This is a genomic window from Pseudarthrobacter phenanthrenivorans (genome assembly GCF_000813845.1).
GTDB classification, from domain to species: Bacteria; Actinomycetota; Actinomycetes; order Actinomycetales; family Micrococcaceae; genus Arthrobacter; species Arthrobacter phenanthrenivorans_B.
In genome coordinates this window covers 77,941-96,209 of the sequence record NZ_JWTB01000019.1, presented here as the reverse complement: position 1 = coordinate 96,209, position 18,269 = coordinate 77,941, and the positions used below count along the sequence as shown (strand labels likewise).

Below are 18,269 nucleotides of genomic sequence, written 5' to 3'. Positions count from 1 at the left end.
CCACCGGTGACTTCGCCGGTTAGTCGTGCTCGTCGCAGTTCTCCTTGCCGCCGACCACCTGGACGGCCACGTTCAGGGTGTTGTCGGCCAGGCTTCCCCAGGCGTAGACGATGGTGTTCTTCCCGGCTTCAACGGTGATGTCCGCTGGGCCGATCACGGGATCGGTGGTCCCGGCTGCGGCTACCGAGGCTGAGATGGTTCCGGCCTTCAGCTTCAGGGTGGCTTCGTCAGGGTTGCTGAGGTCCTCAATCACCGCGGATCCGCCGGCCAGGACGTCAACAGCGGGGGCTGCGGCAACGTGCCGGACGGTCAGCTTGCCCTTCTTGTCGTTCCGTGGGGCCTTCGTGTCGTTCTCGAAGAGCGATGCGGTGGGGGTGCCGTCCGCGGCGAGGTGCGCCACGGCCGTGTAGTTGCGGCCCTCGTCGAGCTCCACGTCGACCGGGCCGATCACCGGGTGCTCCGCACTGGTGGCGTCCGCCGCGGTAATGGCGATCGTGTAGTCGCCCTCGGCCAGTTCCAGCGGGCCGGCCAGCGTCCCCGGGGTGAAATCATCGAGGGTGCGCTCCCCGTTCACCCACACGTCCACGGTCAGGCCCGGGACCCCGTGCAGGACGGACAGCAGTGCGGGATCGTCATGATGGTGCCGGCCGCTGGCCTGTGCGGGGGCGGCGAAGGCCAGTGAAGCGGCAAGGGAAAGTGCTCCAGCGGCGTAGGTCATTTTGCGCATGTCGAACTCCTTGGGGGAAGCCCGGTAGCCGGGCTGAGGATGCTTACGCGCTTACTACCGCCGAAGCACCGCCCCTGGATGCACGGCCCGGCATCTTTTTTAAGTCAGCTTTTTCTTTTCATCAGCAGGTTGGTGATGCGCAGGGTGCACAGCCGCTGGCCGGCCTCATTGGTAATCAGTACCTCGTGCGTGGTCAGCGTTCCGCCCAGGTGGATAGGGGTGGCAGTGATGGTGATCTGGCCTTCCCGGGCGGACCGGTGATGGGTGGCCGAAACATCCACTCCCACCGCCGTCTTGCCCATGGTGCTGGCGTGGATCACGGCTGCCCAGGAACCCACCGCTTCGCCCACGGCAAGGGAAGCGCCGCCGTGCAGCAGCCCGAACGACTGCCGGTTGCCCTCCACCGGCATCGTGGCCACCACCCGATCGACGGACTCCTCGAGGATCTTCACGCCCATCTTCTCGTCCAGTTCGCCAAGGGTGATCTTCCAGAGTTCGTGCGGGGAGGGCTGGCTTTCGCCGGCGTCCTGGGGCGAGGGGGCGTTCATGCGGTCTCCTTTTTGCTGGCCAAACCGGTCCTGGCCTTCTAGTGTGCAGCACGGCACTTCATGTATGGTGAATATATTACCGAACGGACGGTCAGTAATGGCCCGTCCTGTTTGCCTGCCCCCTTGTTGGAAGGACCGTCAACGATGACCACCACAGCCACAGCTCCCCAGGCCACGGTCGACACCGTGGAGACAGTGCCCAGCTTCGTCATGGATGCCTGGTGGACGCCCGACGCCGGCGCGTTGGGATCCGCCGTTCCCGTCCGGGATGCGAGCACCGGGGAGGTCCTGGCCAGGGTGAGCACGGAAGGCCTGGACCTTGCCGCCGTCGTGGACTACGGCCGCACCACCGGCCAGGAGGAACTGGGCAAGCTCACCTTCCACCAGCGCGCGCTCAAGCTCAAGGAGCTTGCGCAGTACCTGCACGCCCGCCGCGACCACTTCTACGAGTTCTCGTTCCAGACCGGCGCCACCAAGGTCGATTCCATGGTGGACATCGACGGCGGCATCGGCGTCCTTTTCACGTTCGGCTCCAAGGGCCGGCGCGAGCTTCCCAACTCCCAGGTGGTGGTGGACGGCCCCATGGAGGTGCTGTCCAAGGACGGAACCTTCGCGGGCGAGCACATCTACACGCGGATCCCGGGCGTCGCCGTGCAGATCAACGCGTTCAACTTCCCGGTCTGGGGCATGCTGGAGAAGTTCGCCCCCGCATTTATTGCCGGCGTTCCGACCATCGTCAAGCCCGCCACCCCCACCGGCTATGTCGCCGCCGCTGTGGTCAAGGCCATCGTTGAATCCAACATCCTGCCGGCCGGGTCGCTGCAGCTGGTCTCCGGCTCGGTCCGCGGCCTGCTGGACGTGCTGGACTACCGTGACCTGGTGGCCTTCACCGGTTCCGCCTCCACCGCCAAGTCCCTCAAGGCGCACCCGAACGTGGTGGAAGGCGGCGTCCGGTTTACGTCGGAGACGGACTCCCTCAACGCCGCCATCCTCGGCCCCGATGCCGTGGAGGGCACCCCGGAATTCGACGCCTTCGTCAAGTCCGTGGTCACCGAAATGACCGTCAAGGCCGGCCAGAAATGCACGGCGATCCGCCGTGCCATCGTGCCGCAGGAACTGGTCGCCCCCGTGTCCGCGGCAATCGGCAAGCGCATTTCGGAGCGCGTGGTCCTGGGCGATCCGCGGGGCGAGGGCGTCACCATGGGCGCCCTGGCCTCGGTGGAACAGCTGGAGGACGTCCGCGCCGCCGTGCAGTCCATGCTCGACGCCGGCGGTGAGCTTGCGTACGGAACGCTGGATTCGCCGTCGGTCACCTCCGCCGACGGAACCACCGGGGTGGTGGACGGCGGGGCCTTCATGGCTCCCGTGGTCCTGAACTGGACCAACCCGGAGACGGAAGCCATCCACTCGCTCGAGGCCTTCGGGCCGGTCTCCTCCGTCATCGGCTACAAGGACCTGGCTGACGCCGTCCGCCTGGCTGCCCGCGGCGGCGGTTCGCTGGTGGCCTCGGTGTGCACCAACGATCCTGGCGTGGCCCGCGAACTGGTCACCGGAATCGCCGCGCACCACGGCCGCGTGCTGATGCTCAACCGGGAGGACGCGCGCTCGTCCACCGGACACGGTTCACCTGTTCCGCACCTGGTCCACGGCGGACCCGGACGGGCCGGCGGCGGCGAGGAACTGGGCGGCATCCGTTCCGTGCTGCACCACATGCAGCGCACCGCGATCCAGGGCTCGCCGAACATGCTCACCGCCGTCACCGGCGTCTGGCACACAGGCGCCGACCGCAACTTCACGGTCGAAACCGAAGGGACGCACCCGTTCCGGAAGCACCTGTCCACCCTCCGGATCGGCGACGCCGTCCGCTCGGACCTGCGGCAGGTGACCCTGGAGGACATCACCGCCTTCGCCAACTCCACCGGCGACACCTTCTACGCCCACACCAACCAGGAAGCCGCGGAAGCCAACCCGTTCTTCCCCGGCATCGTGGCGCACGGCTACCTGCTGCTGAGCTGGGGCGCCGGACTGTTCGTTGAACCGGCGCCGGGCCCCGTCCTGGCCAACTACGGCCTGGAGAACCTGCGCTTCATCACGCCCGTGGCCGCCGGCGACTCCATCCGGGTGACGCTCACCGCCAAGAAGATCACCCCGCGCGAAACCGACGAATACGGCGAGGTGGCCTGGGATGCCGTCCTCACCAACCAGAACGACGACATCGTGGCCACCTACGACGTCCTCACCCTCGTCGAAAAGTAACCCCTTACGACGCGCCATCACCTTTCGCAGGTTCTTCCCGAACGCCCCATCACTTCTTCTAAAAAAGTGATGGGGCGTTGGGCGTTTGGGGTCGGGAGGTGATGGGGCGTTTGGCCAGTTCTTTTTGGGCTGGCCGGGCGTAAGATTCTGCCCGTAGGAGGTGGCCCCCATGAGCCTGAAGATGAACACCGCCACTACCATCCTGCCGGTCGATGATGCCGCCCGTGCCCGCAGCTTCTATACGGAAAAGCTCGGGCTCCCGCACCGTGGACAGGCTGACGATGGCAGCGAAATAGTCGGCACCGACGGTGGCCCGCTGCTGCAACTGATGCCCGTTTCCGACGGGAAGCACTCGGAGCACACTGCCCTGAGCTTCGAGGTCACCGATATCGAAGCGACCGTCCGTGACATGGAAGCCAGGGGCGTGATGTTCCAGGATTACGATCTGCCCACCCTGAAGACGGAGAACCACATCTGCACCACGGAGTCGGAGAAGTGCGCGTGGTTCATGGACACGGAGCACAACATCCTGTGTGTCCACGAGAACCTGGGCGGCAAGATGGAGTACCAGGTCTAGGCGCGCCCGCGGACGAACGCGGCTCCGCCGTTAAACACGGCAGCAGGGGTGCCCCGGTCGGATCGGGGCACCCCTGCTGCTTGTCTGTGACCGGAGGTCAGCTTTCGGCGCCGCCGTGCAGGCCGTCGTCGCTGCTGTCATCCTCGCGCCCCGTACCGCGGCCGTCTTCGCTGCGGTCCGAGAGGTCCATGTTGCCACGGGCCTCGTCCATTGTGGGGCCGCCGGAGGGGACGCTGTAGGTGTCCGGCCGCACGCCGTGCGACTGCTCCTCGATCAGGGCCTGCTCCTCGCTGAAGCGGATCACGTTGGCCTCGTCGCCGGCGTCGCCGGGAACGTCTTCACGGATCTTTGACGGGTCCGGGATGATGAATCCTGCCTCGGGTTCTTCCTTCGGGTGGCTCATATTCTTTTCCTTTCTATCGGGTGGTTGTGCTCGCGGGGCGGTCGGTGAGGTCCACCTTGATATCCAGGCTCTGGTCGCCGCGCTTGACCTTGAAGCCTACGGTGTCGCCGGGGTTGCGCTTGCGGAGTTCCGCCAACAGCTTCTCCGGCGTGGTGAGCTCCACGCCCTCCATGGACTGCAGGACGTCCCCGGGCCGGATTCCGGCCCGCCCCGCCGGGCCGTCCGGGTCGGCGGCGAGCACCACTACCCCGGAACCGGCCTCGATGCCCAGCTGTTCGGCGATCTGCGCGGTCAGTTCGCCGGGAGTCAGGCCCAGGTAGGCGTGCTTGGCCGTGCCGTTGGCCAGCAGCTCCTCGGCCACGTCGACGGCGGTCGCGGCGGGGATGGCGAAACCGAGGGAAACGGCCCCGGACGACGGCGGGATGTAGGCCTCGCTGATCCCGATCACCTCGCCGCGCATGTTGATCACCGCGCCGCCGGAGTTCCCGGGGCTGATGGGCGCATCCGTCTGGATCAGGTCCACCAGCGAGAGGCTGTTCGATGCCGAACCGGGAATTGAGCGGTGGAGTCCGGAGATGATCCCGGCGGTGGCGGTGTTCTCAAAGCCCAGCGGGGAGCCAAGGACCAGGGCGCCTTCGCCCACCTTGGGCAGGTCGCTCTGGTAGGTGGGCTTGGGCAGGCCTGTGCGCTTCGCCTGCACCAGGGCCAGGTCCGTGACCGCGTCGCTGGCCTTGACCGTTCCTTCGACCCGCTGCCCGTCGGCGAATCCCACCTCGACGGTGGTGGCGCCGCGGATGACGTGCTCATTGGTGAGGATCAGCCCGTCCGCGGAGTACACCACGCCGCTGCCAAGGCCGCTTTGCGTGAAAATGGTAACTACCGACGGCGACAGGTTTTCCACGAGTTGCGGCAGGTTGCCGGCCGCGGTTCCGGCGCCTCCTCCCGTCCCCGAAGTGGCAGGCGCGGGGGAGGAGGCCTGCGGCGTTGGGTTGGCGGAGGCCGACGGCGACGCCTGGCTTGAGGAGGTGCCGCTGGTGGCCGGGGGGCTTGGCGTGCCGGTGCATCCGCTGAGCGTGAGGGCGGCCACGAGTGCACCGGCGCCCAGGACTGCCGGGAGGCAGCGGGAACGCTGTGGATGGCTGACGTGGCTCATCAGGACCTCCCTGCGGACGGTGGCTTTTTACCACCGTAGCGGGGTAGAGGAGAAATACCAAGCACGCTTAGTATTGTCCTCCTGGCGCCGCCAAACGGCAGGCGGCGGGTTGCCGGGAAGTGGCTAGGCGTCCGCGTGCAGGCCGTCGAACGCCATGGTGATGACGTCGTCGGCCAGCCGCTGCGGCGAGAGCGGCCCGCCCGGCTTGTACCACTCCACGATGGAGTTGATCATGCCGAACAGCAGGCGCGAAACCGTGCGCGGGTCGATGTCCGCACGCAGCGAGCCCTCGTCGCGGGCGGCCGAAATCAGGACGGCCACCTTGTGGTCGAACGCGCGGCGCCGTTCCAGGGCATCCCGTTCGATCTCCGTGTTGCCGCGTAGGCGCAGCAGCAGGGTGACGAAGGGCAGGCGGTCCACCAGGACGGCCACCGTCTGCCGCAGCACGAACTCCAGGCGGGCGTCGGCAGCGCCGGAGGTAGCCTCGGGCTGTTCCAGGATGGCTTCCAGGCCGCCCAGGGCATGGTCGAGGGCAAGCTTCAGCAGGTCGCCCTTGGACGGGACATGGTGGTAGATCGCCGACTTGGAGATGCCAAGGTTCTCGGCCAGGATGCCCATGGAGGTGGCATCGTAGCCGTGCCGGTTGAAGACGTCGACGGCGATCCGCAGCACCGACTGCTGGTCATAGCCGGGCCGCCCCCGCTTGGCACTGCCATTGACGGCACTTCCGTTGGCGGTGGTGGAAGTTTCGGTGGTGCTGGAAGTCTGGCTGGCGCTGGGCATAGTCGCTAGTTTCTCACGAACGGTCGGTAAGTCCGGGGGACGGCGCAGCACCACCGAAACATGTCAGGCCTTGGGGCGAAGGTCGTAGATCCGGCGCAGCTTGCCGTTGGACCGCTCCAGCGACCCCGGCTCCACGACGTCCACCACGCACGAAGAACCCACGTGGATCTTGATCTGCTCCTTCAAGGTGCGTGCCGCCGTCGTGCTCTGCTCCGTGGTGACGGCGTCGCGGCGCTCGATGCGCACGGTCAGCTGGTCCATCCGCTGGCCCTCGGGCCGGGTGAGCTCGAGCTGGAAGTGCGGGCTGAGCTCGGGAATCCGCAGGGCGATTTCCTCGATCTGGGACGGGAACAGGTTCACGCCGCGCAGGATGATCATGTCGTCGCTGCGCCCCGTGATCCGGCCCATCCGGCGGTGTGCGGGGCGTGCCGAACCGGGCAGCAGGCGGGTCAGGTCCTTGGTGCGGTAGCGGATGATGGGCAGGGCTTCCTTGGTGAGGGAGGTGAACACGAGTTCGCCGTGTTCGCCGTCGCGCAGCACGTTTTCCTTGCCCGGGGCGGGGTTGAAGGGGTCGATGATTTCGGGGCGGAAGTGGTCCTCCCAGATGTGGCTGCCGTCCTGGGTTTCCACAGCCTCGCCGGCGACGCCCGGGCCCATGACCTCGGACAGGCCATAGATGTCGCAGGCCTTGATGTTCATCATCACTTCGAGCTCGTGCCGCATCTCCTGGGTCCACGGCTCGGCGCCGAGCACGGCGAACTTCAGCGACGTGGAGGCCGGGTCGATGCCCATGTGCGCCATGGCGTCGGCGATGGTGAGCAGGTAGGTGGGGGTCGCCAGGATGGCATCCGGCTGAAAGTCCTGGATCAGCTGGATCTGCCGCTCGGTCTGGCCGCCGGACATGGGGATGACGGTGCAGCCCAGCGCCTCGGCGCCGGCGTGGGCGCCCAGGCCGCCGGTGAACAGGCCGTAGCCGTAGGCGTTGTGGACCTTCATGCCCGGGCGGATGCCGGACGCGCGGAAGCTGCGGGCTACCAGCTTGGCCCAGTCGGCCAGGTCCTGCTTGGTGTAGCCGACCACGGTGGGGCGTCCGGTGGTGCCCGAGCTCGCGTGGATCCGCGCCACCTGGTTCTGCGGCACCGCGAACATCCCGAACGGGTACTCCTGGCGCAGGTCTTCCTTGGTGGTGAAGGGGAAGTTGCCCAGGTCCTCCAGTTCGCGCAGGTCGCTGGGGTGGATGCCGGCCTCGTCGAACTTGCGCTTGTACAGCGGGACCCGCTCGTAGGCGTAGGCCACGGTGTGCTGCAGGCGGCTGAGCTGGAGGGCTTCGAGCTCGTCGCGGGAGATGGTCTCCTCGCGGTCCAGGCCAGGGTCGATGCTTTCCGCCGGGGTGGAAACGGCAGCGGCGGGGGTTTCGGGGGCATGCAGGTTCATGATTTTCCTACTTCTTGGGGATGGTGCGGCTGCGTCCACGGAACTCGGCGATGAGCTCGCCCGGGGAGCTGGGCTGGGTTTCGGTAGCAGGTGCGGCGGCGTCGGCGGCAAAGATCTGGATGTCGTAGAGGCCGCTGCGTCCGGCGCTGGAGCGGCGGTCCGCGACGGCGGTGAGCACCTGGCCGCGGAATGCCGGCTTGAGGAAGTTGATGTCGACGCCGGACGCCACGGTGATGGTGCCTTCCTCGCCGGGTGCAGGCTGGATGGGGTTGCACGCGAGGGCGAAGGCGGTGTCGCCGAAGGCGAAGATCATTCCGCCGTGGGCCATGCCGAAGCCGTTGAGCATTTCCTGCCGGAGGGGCATCCGGATGGTGGCGTGGCCGTCGCTGAGGGCGAGGACCTCGATTCCCATCCATTCGGAGGCGTAGTCGTTTTCCAGGATGGGGTGGGTGGCCCCGGAAAGTGTTGCTTCAGCCATGCGTCATTGCCTCCAGCTTTATTTACCGAATGTTCATTAGGTAATCCCATGAGGGGGTCCGGTGTCAAGGGGAAGCGGCTCGCGCACCGCACCTTCCCGCCCCTTTACCTGGAGGAACCACGACGGCGGCCCGCCGCTTCCGCGGATGGACCCAGCCGCATCATCCATTGCTCCGTAAACGTCGTTTTGAGCGCTCAGAACGACGTTTACGGAGCAGTCGACGCGGGATGAGGTGCCACGCGCGCGGATCGAAGTGCAAGGATGGGGGGACCGGCACCAGCAAGAACAGCAAAGGGCGGACCATGGCCAAAGGCATCTACGTCAGCGCAACCACCCCGGGCTCGGGAAAGTCCCTCGTGGCCCTGGGCCTGGCGGACACCCTGCACCGGCATGCGGACAGGATCGGCTTCTTCAAGCCCGTGGTCCATGGCCCGGCCGCAGCGGACGATCCGATGGTGGCCCTGACGAAGGCCCGGTTCGCGCTGGAGGACGAACGCTGCCGCGGCGGCCTGACCTACGACGAGGTCCGGACCCTGCTCGCCGAGGGGAACCGCGCGGAAATCGACGCCCGCTGCGTGGAGATTTTCGCGGACATCGCCCGGAACTGCGACGTGGTGATCGTGGAGGGAACAGACCTGGTGGGCCAGGACTCCGCCGTCGAATTCGACCTCAACGCCCGCCTGGCCAACAACCTTGCCACGCCCGTGGTGGCCGTGGTGGGCGCCAAGGGGCGGACCGTGGGCGAGACCGCGGCCGCCGTCGAAGTGGCACGCAAGGAACTCGCCGCCGAACGGTGCGCGCTGCTGGCCATCATGGTCAACCGCGCCGACCCCGGTGATCTTGACGCCATCGCCGCCGCCCTGAAACCGGGGGCCTCCGGCCGCCCCGTGTACATCCTGCCGGAACTGGAGGAAATTGCCCGGCCCACCACCGGCGAGGTGGCCGCCGCCCTGGCCGTGCGGCAGATCGCCGGGACGCCGGACATGGAACGCGACGTCAAGGACATCAAGGTGGCCGCCATGAACGTGGGCAACTTCCTGAACGTGCTGGACGAGGGCGCCCTGGTGATCGTGCCGGGGGACCGGGCGGACGTGATGGTGGCCTGCCTCGCCTCGTCCTTCTCGCCGGAGTTTCCCGTGGCGTCCGCGCTGATCCTCACCGGCGGCCTGGCCCCGGACGCCAACATCTACCCGCTCCTGGCCCAGGCACCGTTCCCGGTCTTTGCCGCCGACGAGGACACCTACCAGACAGCCCGGCGGGTCTCCGAGGTGCGCAGCGAGATCTGGTCCGGGCACCGGCGCAAGGTGGCCTCGGCCCTGGGGCTGTGGTCCCGGCGGGTGGACGAGGCCGAACTGGTGGAGCGGCTGCACCTGCCCCGCGCCGAGCGGATGACCCCGCTGCGGTTCCTGCATGACCTGATCGAGCGCGCCCGGGCGCAGCGGCGCCACGTGGTCCTGCCGGAGGGAACCGACGTCCGGATCCTGCGTGCGGCCGAAATCCTGCACCGCCGCGACGTCTGCGACCTGACCCTCCTGGGACCGGACTCCGAGGTCCGCGAACTCGCAGCCTCCAACGGCATCGACCTGTCCGGCATCAACGTCATCGATCCCGCCACCTCCGACCTGCGGATGAAGTTTGCCGGGAAGTACGCCGAACTCCGGGCGCACAAGGGCGTGGACCTGCCCAAGGCGCTGGAGATCATGCAGGACGTGAGCTACTTCGGCACCATGATGGTCCAGCTGGGCGTGGTGGACGGGATGGTGTCCGGTGCCGCGCACACCACCGCCCACACCATCCGGCCGGCCCTTGAATTCGTGAAGACGCGCGAGGGCGTGAAGATCGTGTCGTCGGTGTTCCTGATGCTCATGCCGGACCGGGTGCTGGTCTACGGCGACTGCGCCGTCAACCCGGATCCCAACGTGGAGCAGCTGGCGGACATCGCCCTGGCCTCGGCCGAGACCGCCGCCCAGTTCGGCGTGGAACCGCGGGTGGCCATGCTGTCCTACTCCACCGGCGGCTCCGGAGCCGGTGAGGCCGTGGACGAGGTGCGGCAGGCCACCGAACTGGTCCGCCGGCGCCGCCCTGACCTCGCGGTGGAAGGTCCCATCCAGTACGACGCCGCCGTGGACGCCTCCATCGCCGCGTCCAAGATGCCCGGTTCCTCCGTGGCAGGCCAGGCCACGGTCTTCATCTTCCCGGACCTGAATACCGGCAACAACACCTACAAGGCGGTGCAGCAGAGTTCCGGTGCCGTCGCCGTTGGGCCGGTCCTGCAGGGGCTGCGGAAGCCGGTCAACGACCTCTCCCGCGGCTGTACGGTGGAGGACATCGTGAACACGGTGGCCATCACGGCCATCCAGGCGCAGGCTCCGGCTTCCTAGGAGCCTGCCAAGCCCTGCACGCCAAAAAGGACGACGCCGGCACCTGGGCGGGTGCCGGCGTCGTCCTTTTGCCGGGGATGCCGGGAAGGGAACTAGGCGGCTGCCTTCACCTTCAGCGGCTCGATCCTGCCGATGACGAACAGGTAGTTGGCGGCGCCGATGAGGGAGATCGCGCCGATCACGGCCAGGGGTGCCACGAAGGAGCCCGTCTGGTCCACCAGCACGCCGATCAGGATGGGCGTGAAGATGCCGGCCAGGTTCGAAGCGAAGTTCTGCAGCCCGCCGATGGAACCCACGTGCCGGGAGCTGGGTGCAACGTCGGCCGGCAGGGACCATATGCCGGTGGCGGCCACCGTGAGGCTGGAGTAGGCGACGGACAGCAGGGCCAGGGCCATCCAGGCCTCGGGTACCAATGCCGCGAACATGATGACCGAGCCTCCGGCCAGGCCGCCGGCGATGGCCGTCTTGCGGACCTTGCTGACCGACGAACCGGCGCGCACCGCGCGGTCCGCCAGGTATCCGCCCAGCCAGCCGAACAGGACGGCGCAGATGCCGGGTATGGCGCCGAAGAAGCCCAGCTTGAGCAGGTCGAAGCCGCGTTCCTTCACCAGGTAGCTGGGGAAGAACGTGATGAAGAAGTAGATGGCGCTGTTCAGGCAGAAGAAGCCGAACATCATGCTGAGGATGGTGCGGTACTTGAACAGGGAACGCCACGGGAGCTTGGCGGCGCCCTCGTCATCGCTGGCCGCGCCGCGGGCGCCGCCTTCCTGGATATAGCTGACCTCTGCGGCGTTGGCCCCGGCGTGATCCTCCGGGCTGCGGTAGTACTTCCACCACACGGCGGCCCAGATGATGCCGAGCACGCCGATGATGATGAAGACGGCGTGCCAGGACGTGAAGGCGACGATGAGGGTGACGATCGGCAGCGCGATGACGGCGCCGACGCGTGAGCCGGAGTCCCAGATGCTGGTGGCGAAGGCGCGTTCCCGGACCGGGAACCATGTTGCCACCACCTTGGCGGCGGTGCTCGGGGCAGGGCTTTCGCCCACGCCCAGGAGGAAACGGGCCGCAAAAAGCGACCAAAAGCTCGAGGCGGCGGCCGTGACCATGGTGAATACGGACCACCACAGCGCGGCCAGCGAGAACGAGCGGCGGGGACCTACCTTGTCCACATACCAGCCGGCAGCCAGCTGGAAGAAGTCGTAGGCCCAAAAGAAGGCCGCAAAGATCAGCCCCTGTTGGGTGGCGCTGAGTTCGAAGTCCTTGCCCATGAACGGCAGGGCGACGCTGAGGCTGGAGCGGTCCAGGTAGTTGATGCTCAGGCCAACGAAGGCGAGCCAGATGATGACCCAGCGCTTGCGGGTCATCATGCGGGGCTGCCGGGCTTGGGTGGCATTGCTTGTCTTACTTCCGAGCGTAGTCATGCGGTCTCCTTCGACGTATACATGGCTTCGGGTGCGGGGAGCACGGGTGGGAGGGGGAGGCGCGGAAGATGTCAGCGCCAAAATCGTATAGGAATCTGCTTAATCATATAGATATTGTGATCCGGATCAAGTGCCCCTGGAAAAATACTTCGAAGGGCCCGCGGTGCCGGGTGGCTTATGATTCCCCCAAGGACCCCGTTATCAGCGCCGGCGGGGCTGGTGCCCAGTCCGCCGGTCCACGCCAGACCAACCCCAGTTCAAGAGGTAGCCGCTTTGCCCCCACGCCAGCCATCCGAAATCTCCCGCGGCAAGGCGGCCGTCACGGACGTCTATTCCGCCATACGCGCCTCGATCCTGGATGGCGAAATTGCGCCCGGTACCAGGATCAACATCGACGCCGTGGCGCGCAGCCTGGGGGTTTCGCAGACGCCCGTCCGGGAGGTGCTGCAGCGGCTTGAAGGCGACAACCTGGTGGTCTACAACCCCGGGCGGGGCTACAGCACCACGCCCCTGCTTGACCTGCCGGAGCTGCGCTCGCTCTTTGAGTTCCGGCTCCTCGTGGAACCCTGGGCGGCCAGGGCAGCCGCTGTGGACCGCCTCGCCAATCCGGCAGCCGCGCTCGAGAAGGAACTGGGCGGCTTCCGCGAAACGATGAAGCGGAGCAAGGACCTGCGCCAGGACCTGGTGGCCCATGACGCCCGCTTCCACGACACCATCCTCGCGGCCTCCGGCAATCCCGTGGTCCGGCATGCCTTTGCCCAGACCCACTGCCACCTCCACACCTTCCGGCTGTATCCCGCGGACGTGGACGGTGCCATTACAGTGGCCGAGCACACCGCCGTGCGGGTGGCGATTGAGGCCTGCGATCCCGAAGGGGCCGAGGCGGCCATGACTACCCACATCCGCAACTCGTTCGACCGTTTTGCCCAGGCCTTCAAGGGCGAACTTGCCCCGCTGGAGGACAATGGACCACCCCGCAGGCGGATCGTTACCTAGCTTGCCCGGAATCGAGCCCCGGCCCCTGCGGTCGGGGCTTTCGCGTTTCCGGCGGACGCTGAAGGCCTTGACGTGGGTCACATAACCTATATGATTTTAGAAATTCGTATAGGAATCGAGTTCTTTCCCCTTCCAGTCCTGCCCTCGAAAGTTGAGATCCATGCCTACCATCACGTCCATCAACACCCAGGACGTCCGCTTTCCCACATCCTTGGAACTTGACGGGTCAGATGCGGTCAACGTTGACCCCGATTACTCCGCCGCCTACGTCGTCATCCGCACCGATGCGGGGGACGAGGGCCACGGCTTCGTCTTCAGTTGCGGCCGGGGCAACGAAATCCTTGCCGCGGCCATCGACGCCTACGCCCGGCTGCTGGTGGGCCGTGACATCGTTGAACTGATCTATGACCTGGGCGCGGCGTCCCGGCTCCTCATCCACGACTCCCAGCTGCGCTGGCTCGGACCCGAAAAGGGCGTGACGCAGATGGCCTGCGGTGCCCTGGTCAGTGCCCTCTGGGACATCCGTGCCCGCCGGGAGAACAAGCCGCTCTGGCTCCTGCTCAGCGAAATGAGCCCTGAAGAGCTGGTCAGCGTGGTTGATTTCACCCATATCCGGGACGCCCTCAGCCCCGAAGAAGCCCTTGAGATCCTCCGGGCCGGCCAGGAGGGCAAGGCCGAACGCATCGCCGCGCTCAAGGCCGACGGTTTCCCCGCCTACACCACCTCGCCCGGGTGGCTCGGCTACAGCGACGAAAAACTCGTGCGGCTGAGCAAGGAGGCCGCGGCTGACGGCTTCTCCATGATCAAGCTTAAGGTGGGCGGGTCCATCGACGATGACCGCCGCCGCATGGCCCTGGCGCGGGACGCCGTGGGCAGCCTCCCCATTGCCATCGATGCCAACCAGCGCTGGGAGGTTTCCGAGGCCATCGAATGGGTCAACCAGCTGGCAGAGTTCGATCCCTACTGGATCGAGGAACCCACCAGCACCGACGACATCCTGGGCCACGCCGACATCCGCAGAGGGGTCGCGCCCGTACGGGTCGCCACCGGCGAGGCCGTGGCCAGCCGGATTGTCTTCAAGCAGCTCCTGCAGGCCGGTGCCATCGACGTGCTGCAGCTGGACTCCACCCGCGTGGCCGGCGTCAATGAGAACATTGCCATCCTGCTGCTGGCCGCCAAGTTCGGGGTCCCCGTATGCCCGCACGCGGGGGGAGTGGGGCTGTGCGAACTGGTCCAGCACTTCTCCTTCTTCGACTACGCCGTGGTGGGCCGCAGCCAGGACAACCGCATGATCGAATTCGTGGACCACCTCCACGAACACTTCGCCGAGCCGGTACGCATCACCGGTGGCCGCTATGCCGCACCCCGGCTGCCGGGCACCGGCGCGGAGATGCTCAGCGCATCCCGGATCCGCTGGGAGTTCCCCAACGGGCAGGGCTGGCAGGAAGTGGGCGGCCGCGCCGCCGTCACCGGAGGCTCACATCCTGCCGGAGCCGCACGCCCCGCCGCAGCACCGAGCCATGCCGGAGCAAGCCGATGAGCCACGCAACGCAAACTGCAGCCACCGCCCCTCCCGCTACGACGGCGGAACTGAACGCCGCCGTCGACGCCGCTGCCTCCGCGTTCGAGGCGGCCCGGCAGGTGGCTCCTGCTGCCCGTGCACGCTGGCTGGAGGCCATCGCGGCCGGACTGGTCCAGGACGCGGACGGACTCGTGGAAACGGCCGTGCGGGAAACGCACCTCGGAACAGCCAGGCTTGAAGGCGAACTCAAGCGCACCGTGTTCCAGCTGCGGCTCTTCGCGCAGGAGATCCGCAGCGGTGAGCACTTCGACGCCACGATCGACCATGAGGACCCCGCCTGGGGCATGGGCCCGAGGCCGGACCTCCGGCGGTACAACGTGCCGCTCGGCGTCGTAGGCGTCTTTGGCGCCTCCAACTTCCCCTTTGCGTTCAGCGTGATGGGCGGGGACAGCGCGTCGGCCCTGGCCGCAGGCTGCGCGGTGGTGCACAAGGCGCATGACGCGCACCGGGACCTGGCGTACCGCACCGCCCGGGTGGTGACCGATGCGCTCGATGCCGCCGGGGCGCCGTCGGGCCTGTTCTCCCTGGTGACCGGGCGGCAGGCGGGGGAGGCGCTGGTGGACCATCCCCTGGTCAAAGCCATCGGCTTCACCGGCTCCACGGCCGGCGGCCGGGCCCTGCTGGACCGGATTGCCGCCCGTCCCGAGCCCATCCCGTTCTTCGGCGAGCTGGGCGGCATCAACGCCGTCTTTGTCACGCCCGCGGCCTGGACGGCCCGGGGTGCCGGCATCCTCGAAGGCTACGCAGCCTCCTTCACCCTCGGCATGGGCCAGTTCTGCACCAAGCCCGGGCTGCTGTTTGTTCCCGCCGGCCACGGCGACGCCGTCCGCACGCAGCTCCAGGACGCGCTGGCGGGCTTCGCTCCCGCCAGGCTCCTCAGCGACCGCCTGCATGCGGGCTACGCCGATGCCGTCGGCCGGCTCAGCGGCAGCGACGGCGTGGACGTCCTGGTGCAGGGAGACTTCGCCGACGAGCCGGCCCCTACCGTCCTGCGCACCACCGCGGATGCGGTCAGGACGAATCCCGGCCTGCTCCGGCAGGAGATGTTCGGTCCCGCCAGCCTGCTGGTGGAGTACCAGGACCAGGCGGAGCTTCCCGGACTGGCCGGGCTGCTGGAAGGCCAGCTGACCACAACCCTCCAGGCCGAGGAGGACGACGACGTCTCCGCGCTCGCGGGCCGCCTGGCCGACATCAGCGGCAGGGTCCTGTGGAACGGCTGGCCCACCGGCGTCACGGTCAGCTACGCCCAGCATCACGGCGGCCCCTACCCGGCCACCACGTCCAACACCACGTCAGTGGGCACGGCGGCCATCCGCCGCTTCCTGCGGCCCGTGGCGTACCAGTCATTCCCCGCGGCACGGCTGCCCGAGCCCCTGCAGGACAGCAATCCGTGGCGGGTTCCCCAACGGATCGACGGCGTCTGGCAGCGCCCGGCGGATGCCGCGAAGGAGGAGCTCCGGTGACTCGGCTTTCCAAGGAGGCACAGAGCGTCCTTCCCGAGGATGCGGACCAGGCGATGCTGATCGGCCGGATCTGGGACGTGGACAGCGCTGGCCCCCGCGTGGTGGCGGTCAGCGGACCGGATATTTACGACCTCAGCCGGCTGGCGGCAACAGTCGCGGAACTGCTCGAGCTGCCGGACCCTGCCGCGGCCGTCCGGTCCGCCCTCACCGATCACGACGTGGCGGAACGCCGCTGGGCCACCGCCGACGTTGTGCAGGCCTCCCTCGCCGGGGACGCGGCGCGGCCCCGGCTCCTGGCGCCCGTTGACCTGCAGGTCATCAAGGCCTGCGGAGTGACGTTCGTGGACAGCATGGTGGAACGGGTGATCGAGGAGCGGTGCGCAGGCGACGCCACCCGTGCAGCCGACATCCGGGAGCTGGTTGGCCGGGCCCTGGGCGGCAGCATCGCCGCCCTGCGGCCCGGATCGGCCGAGGCCGCGGAGGCCAAGCGCATCCTGATCCAGGAGGGGCTGTGGTCGCAGTACCTTGAGGTGGGCATCGGCCCGGACCCCGAGGTCTTCACCAAGGCGCCCGTGCTGTCCTCCGTGGGGCTGGGCGCGGGCATCGGCATCCCCGAGTTTTCCTCCTGGAACAACCCTGAGCCGGAGCTGGTGCTCATCGCCACTTCCCAGGGCCGCGTGGTGGGGGCGACGCTGGGCAATGACGTGAACCTCCGCGACGTCGAAGGGCGCAGTGCCCTGCTGCTGGGCAAGGCCAAGGACAACAACGCCTCCAGTGCCCTGGGCCCGCTCATCCGGCTCTTCGACGCCGGCTTCACCCTGGAAACCCTGCGGACGGAGGAGATCCTGCTCCGCGTGGAAGGCCCGGAAGGATACCTGCTGGAAGGCCGCAACAGCGTTTCCCGGATCAGCAGGCCCTTCGAGGAACTGGTGGCCGCCACGCACGGTAAGCATCACCAGTATCCCGACGGGTTCGCGCTGTTCACCGGTACCCTGTTCGCGCCAACCCAGGACCGGGACCAGCCGGGACAGGGCTTCACCCACAAGCACGGCGACCTGGTGACCATCCGCAGCCGCCACCTGGGCGCCCTGGTGAACCGGGTGGGTCCCTGCGAGGAACTGCCGGAATGGACCTTCGGCCTGCGCCGGCTCTTCGACTACCTGTCCCGGCAAGGGCAGGAAGCAAGGGCGTAGCCGCCACACAAAAAAGTACGACGCCGGCACTCGGGTGAGTGCCGGCGTCGTACTTTTGCGCGGGGGCGTCAGCTGTTGTCCGGCTTGGCCAGGCTCTCCGGATCCTCTTCCTTGGCAGGCTCGTCCGAGAGTCCCTGCGGCGTGAGGTCCAGGCCTTCCCGGTCTTCGGGAGCCTCAGGCGCTTCCCCCGTTTCCGCCGCCTTGAGGTTACCGGTGTCGTCCAGGGCCGGGTTGGCGCCCTCCACCCCGGTGGGGTCCTTCTTGCTGCCGGAGTCCGGTTGGGCGTTGAGTGGGGCGGTGCTGCTGGATCCCGTGTTGGTGGGGTCGTTCTCGTCGATCGAATTGGGCTCGTTCGTCATGGAATTGTCCTCTCGGCGTGGTCCAGCCTTGTCCGCCGACCATAGGCACAGCGCCGCCCGATCCGCAAGGATCACGGCGGGCGGCAAGCCGGTATGGGCTAGCATCACAGGCATGACCGGGACCGCCATCACCACCGCCTTCATACCCGTCCGGAACCCGGAGGCCGCGGCCGCCTGGTACAGCCGGGTGCTCGGACTCTCCATTGCGGAAGCGGGCAGTTTCTCTGCCGTGCTCACCGGCGGCGGAACGGCATCCGTGACACTGATGGGTCCGGACAGTGGCATCCACGCGTCCCCCGGGCTGGGGTGGGCCACGTGCAATTTCCGGGTGCTCGACCTGGCCGGGATGCACGCCCGGCTGGAGGACAGCGGGGTGCCGGTGGGTTCCATTGCCGGCGCGCCGGACGTCTGCCTGTTCTTCACCGCCCAGGACCCGGACGGCAACACGCTCCTGCTGACCGACCGCTAGGCGCGCCACTTATAGTGGGGTTTGAACTGCAGACGCAAGCCCC

17 protein-coding genes are annotated in these 18,269 nt (G+C 67.6%); 8 read left to right on the top strand and 9 right to left on the bottom strand.

The genetic code is table 11. From position 1 onward, the window contains the following. Positions 1-19: 19 nt before the first annotated feature. Complete coding sequence (locus RM50_RS10205) at positions 20-727, bottom strand: DUF4397 domain-containing protein (protein WP_043452359.1); 708 nt, start codon at positions 725-727, stop codon at positions 20-22. Positions 728-831: 104 nt separating this feature from the next. Beyond that, positions 832-1,275: a PaaI family thioesterase gene (locus RM50_RS10200; protein ID WP_043452357.1), complete on the bottom strand. Its 444-nt coding sequence runs from the start codon at positions 1,273-1,275 to the stop codon at positions 832-834. Positions 1,276-1,419: 144 nt separating this feature from the next. Here RM50_RS10200 and paaZ point away from each other — a divergent pair, with 144 nt between their 5' ends. Together paaZ and RM50_RS10190 are read left to right on the top strand one after the other, a co-directional pair. Further along, positions 1,420-3,531, top strand: a complete 2,112-nt coding sequence (paaZ, locus tag RM50_RS10195) for a phenylacetic acid degradation bifunctional protein PaaZ (RefSeq protein ID WP_043452356.1) — start codon at positions 1,420-1,422, stop codon at positions 3,529-3,531. Positions 3,532-3,700: 169 nt separating this feature from the next. Beyond that, positions 3,701-4,108: a VOC family protein gene (locus RM50_RS10190; RefSeq protein WP_052260125.1), complete on the top strand. Its 408-nt coding sequence runs from the start codon at positions 3,701-3,703 to the stop codon at positions 4,106-4,108. A 97-nt stretch (positions 4,109-4,205) separates the two neighbouring features. Here the strand turns inward: RM50_RS10190 and RM50_RS10185 are convergent, their stop codons facing one another. From RM50_RS10185 to RM50_RS10165, 5 genes are all read right to left on the bottom strand, one after another. Further along, positions 4,206-4,511 (bottom strand): hypothetical protein, encoded by a 306-nt coding sequence (locus RM50_RS10185; protein WP_043452355.1) that lies wholly within the window; start codon positions 4,509-4,511, stop codon positions 4,206-4,208. A 13-nt stretch (positions 4,512-4,524) separates the two neighbouring features. Then, positions 4,525-5,664, bottom strand: a complete 1,140-nt coding sequence (locus RM50_RS10180) for a S1C family serine protease (RefSeq protein ID WP_043452354.1) — start codon at positions 5,662-5,664, stop codon at positions 4,525-4,527. A 123-nt stretch (positions 5,665-5,787) separates the two neighbouring features. Next, positions 5,788-6,447 (bottom strand): TetR/AcrR family transcriptional regulator, encoded by a 660-nt coding sequence (locus RM50_RS10175; RefSeq protein ID WP_043452353.1) that lies wholly within the window; start codon positions 6,445-6,447, stop codon positions 5,788-5,790. 63 nt (positions 6,448-6,510) lie between these two features. Next, positions 6,511-7,881 (bottom strand): phenylacetate--CoA ligase PaaK, encoded by a 1,371-nt coding sequence (gene paaK / locus RM50_RS10170; RefSeq protein WP_043452352.1) that lies wholly within the window; start codon positions 7,879-7,881, stop codon positions 6,511-6,513. 7 nt (positions 7,882-7,888) lie between these two features. Then, positions 7,889-8,359, bottom strand: coding sequence for a hotdog fold thioesterase (locus RM50_RS10165; protein ID WP_043452351.1), 471 nt, complete (start codon positions 8,357-8,359; stop codon positions 7,889-7,891). 302 nt (positions 8,360-8,661) lie between these two features. Here RM50_RS10165 and pta point away from each other — a divergent pair, with 302 nt between their 5' ends. Then, complete coding sequence (gene pta / locus RM50_RS10160; protein WP_043452350.1) at positions 8,662-10,740, top strand: phosphate acetyltransferase; 2,079 nt, start codon at positions 8,662-8,664, stop codon at positions 10,738-10,740. Positions 10,741-10,832: 92 nt separating this feature from the next. Here pta and RM50_RS10155 read toward each other — a convergent pair whose 3' ends face one another. Then, positions 10,833-12,164, bottom strand: a complete 1,332-nt coding sequence (locus RM50_RS10155) for an MFS transporter (RefSeq protein ID WP_043452349.1) — start codon at positions 12,162-12,164, stop codon at positions 10,833-10,835. A 273-nt stretch (positions 12,165-12,437) separates the two neighbouring features. On the opposite strand from RM50_RS10155, the gene RM50_RS10150 reads away from it, so the two are divergent. The 4 genes from RM50_RS10150 to RM50_RS10135 all read left to right on the top strand — a co-directional run bounded on the left by RM50_RS10150 (position 12,438) and on the right by RM50_RS10135 (position 17,398). Next, positions 12,438-13,160: a GntR family transcriptional regulator gene (locus RM50_RS10150; protein ID WP_240471935.1), complete on the top strand. Its 723-nt coding sequence runs from the start codon at positions 12,438-12,440 to the stop codon at positions 13,158-13,160. 160 nt (positions 13,161-13,320) lie between these two features. Beyond that, a complete protein-coding gene (locus RM50_RS10145; protein ID WP_052260123.1) occupies positions 13,321-14,700 on the top strand; it encodes an enolase C-terminal domain-like protein in 1,380 nt (459 codons plus the stop codon). Next, complete coding sequence (locus RM50_RS10140) at positions 14,697-16,205, top strand: aldehyde dehydrogenase (NADP(+)) (protein ID WP_043452348.1); 1,509 nt, start codon at positions 14,697-14,699, stop codon at positions 16,203-16,205. Before RM50_RS10145 ends, RM50_RS10140 begins: the two co-directional genes overlap by 4 nt. A gap of 53 nt (positions 16,206-16,258) precedes the next feature. Then, positions 16,259-17,398 (top strand): fumarylacetoacetate hydrolase family protein, encoded by a 1,140-nt coding sequence (locus RM50_RS10135; protein WP_156133863.1) that lies wholly within the window; start codon positions 16,259-16,261, stop codon positions 17,396-17,398. Positions 17,399-17,466: 68 nt separating this feature from the next. Here the strand turns inward: RM50_RS10135 and RM50_RS10130 are convergent, their stop codons facing one another. Beyond that, a complete protein-coding gene (locus tag RM50_RS10130; RefSeq protein WP_043452346.1) occupies positions 17,467-17,757 on the bottom strand; it encodes a hypothetical protein in 291 nt (96 codons plus the stop codon). A 112-nt stretch (positions 17,758-17,869) separates the two neighbouring features. Between RM50_RS10130 and RM50_RS10125 the strand changes: the two genes are divergently transcribed. Next, entirely contained in the window at positions 17,870-18,226 is a 357-nt protein-coding gene (locus RM50_RS10125) for a VOC family protein (protein ID WP_043452345.1), read from the top strand. Positions 18,227-18,269 lie beyond the last annotated feature (43 nt).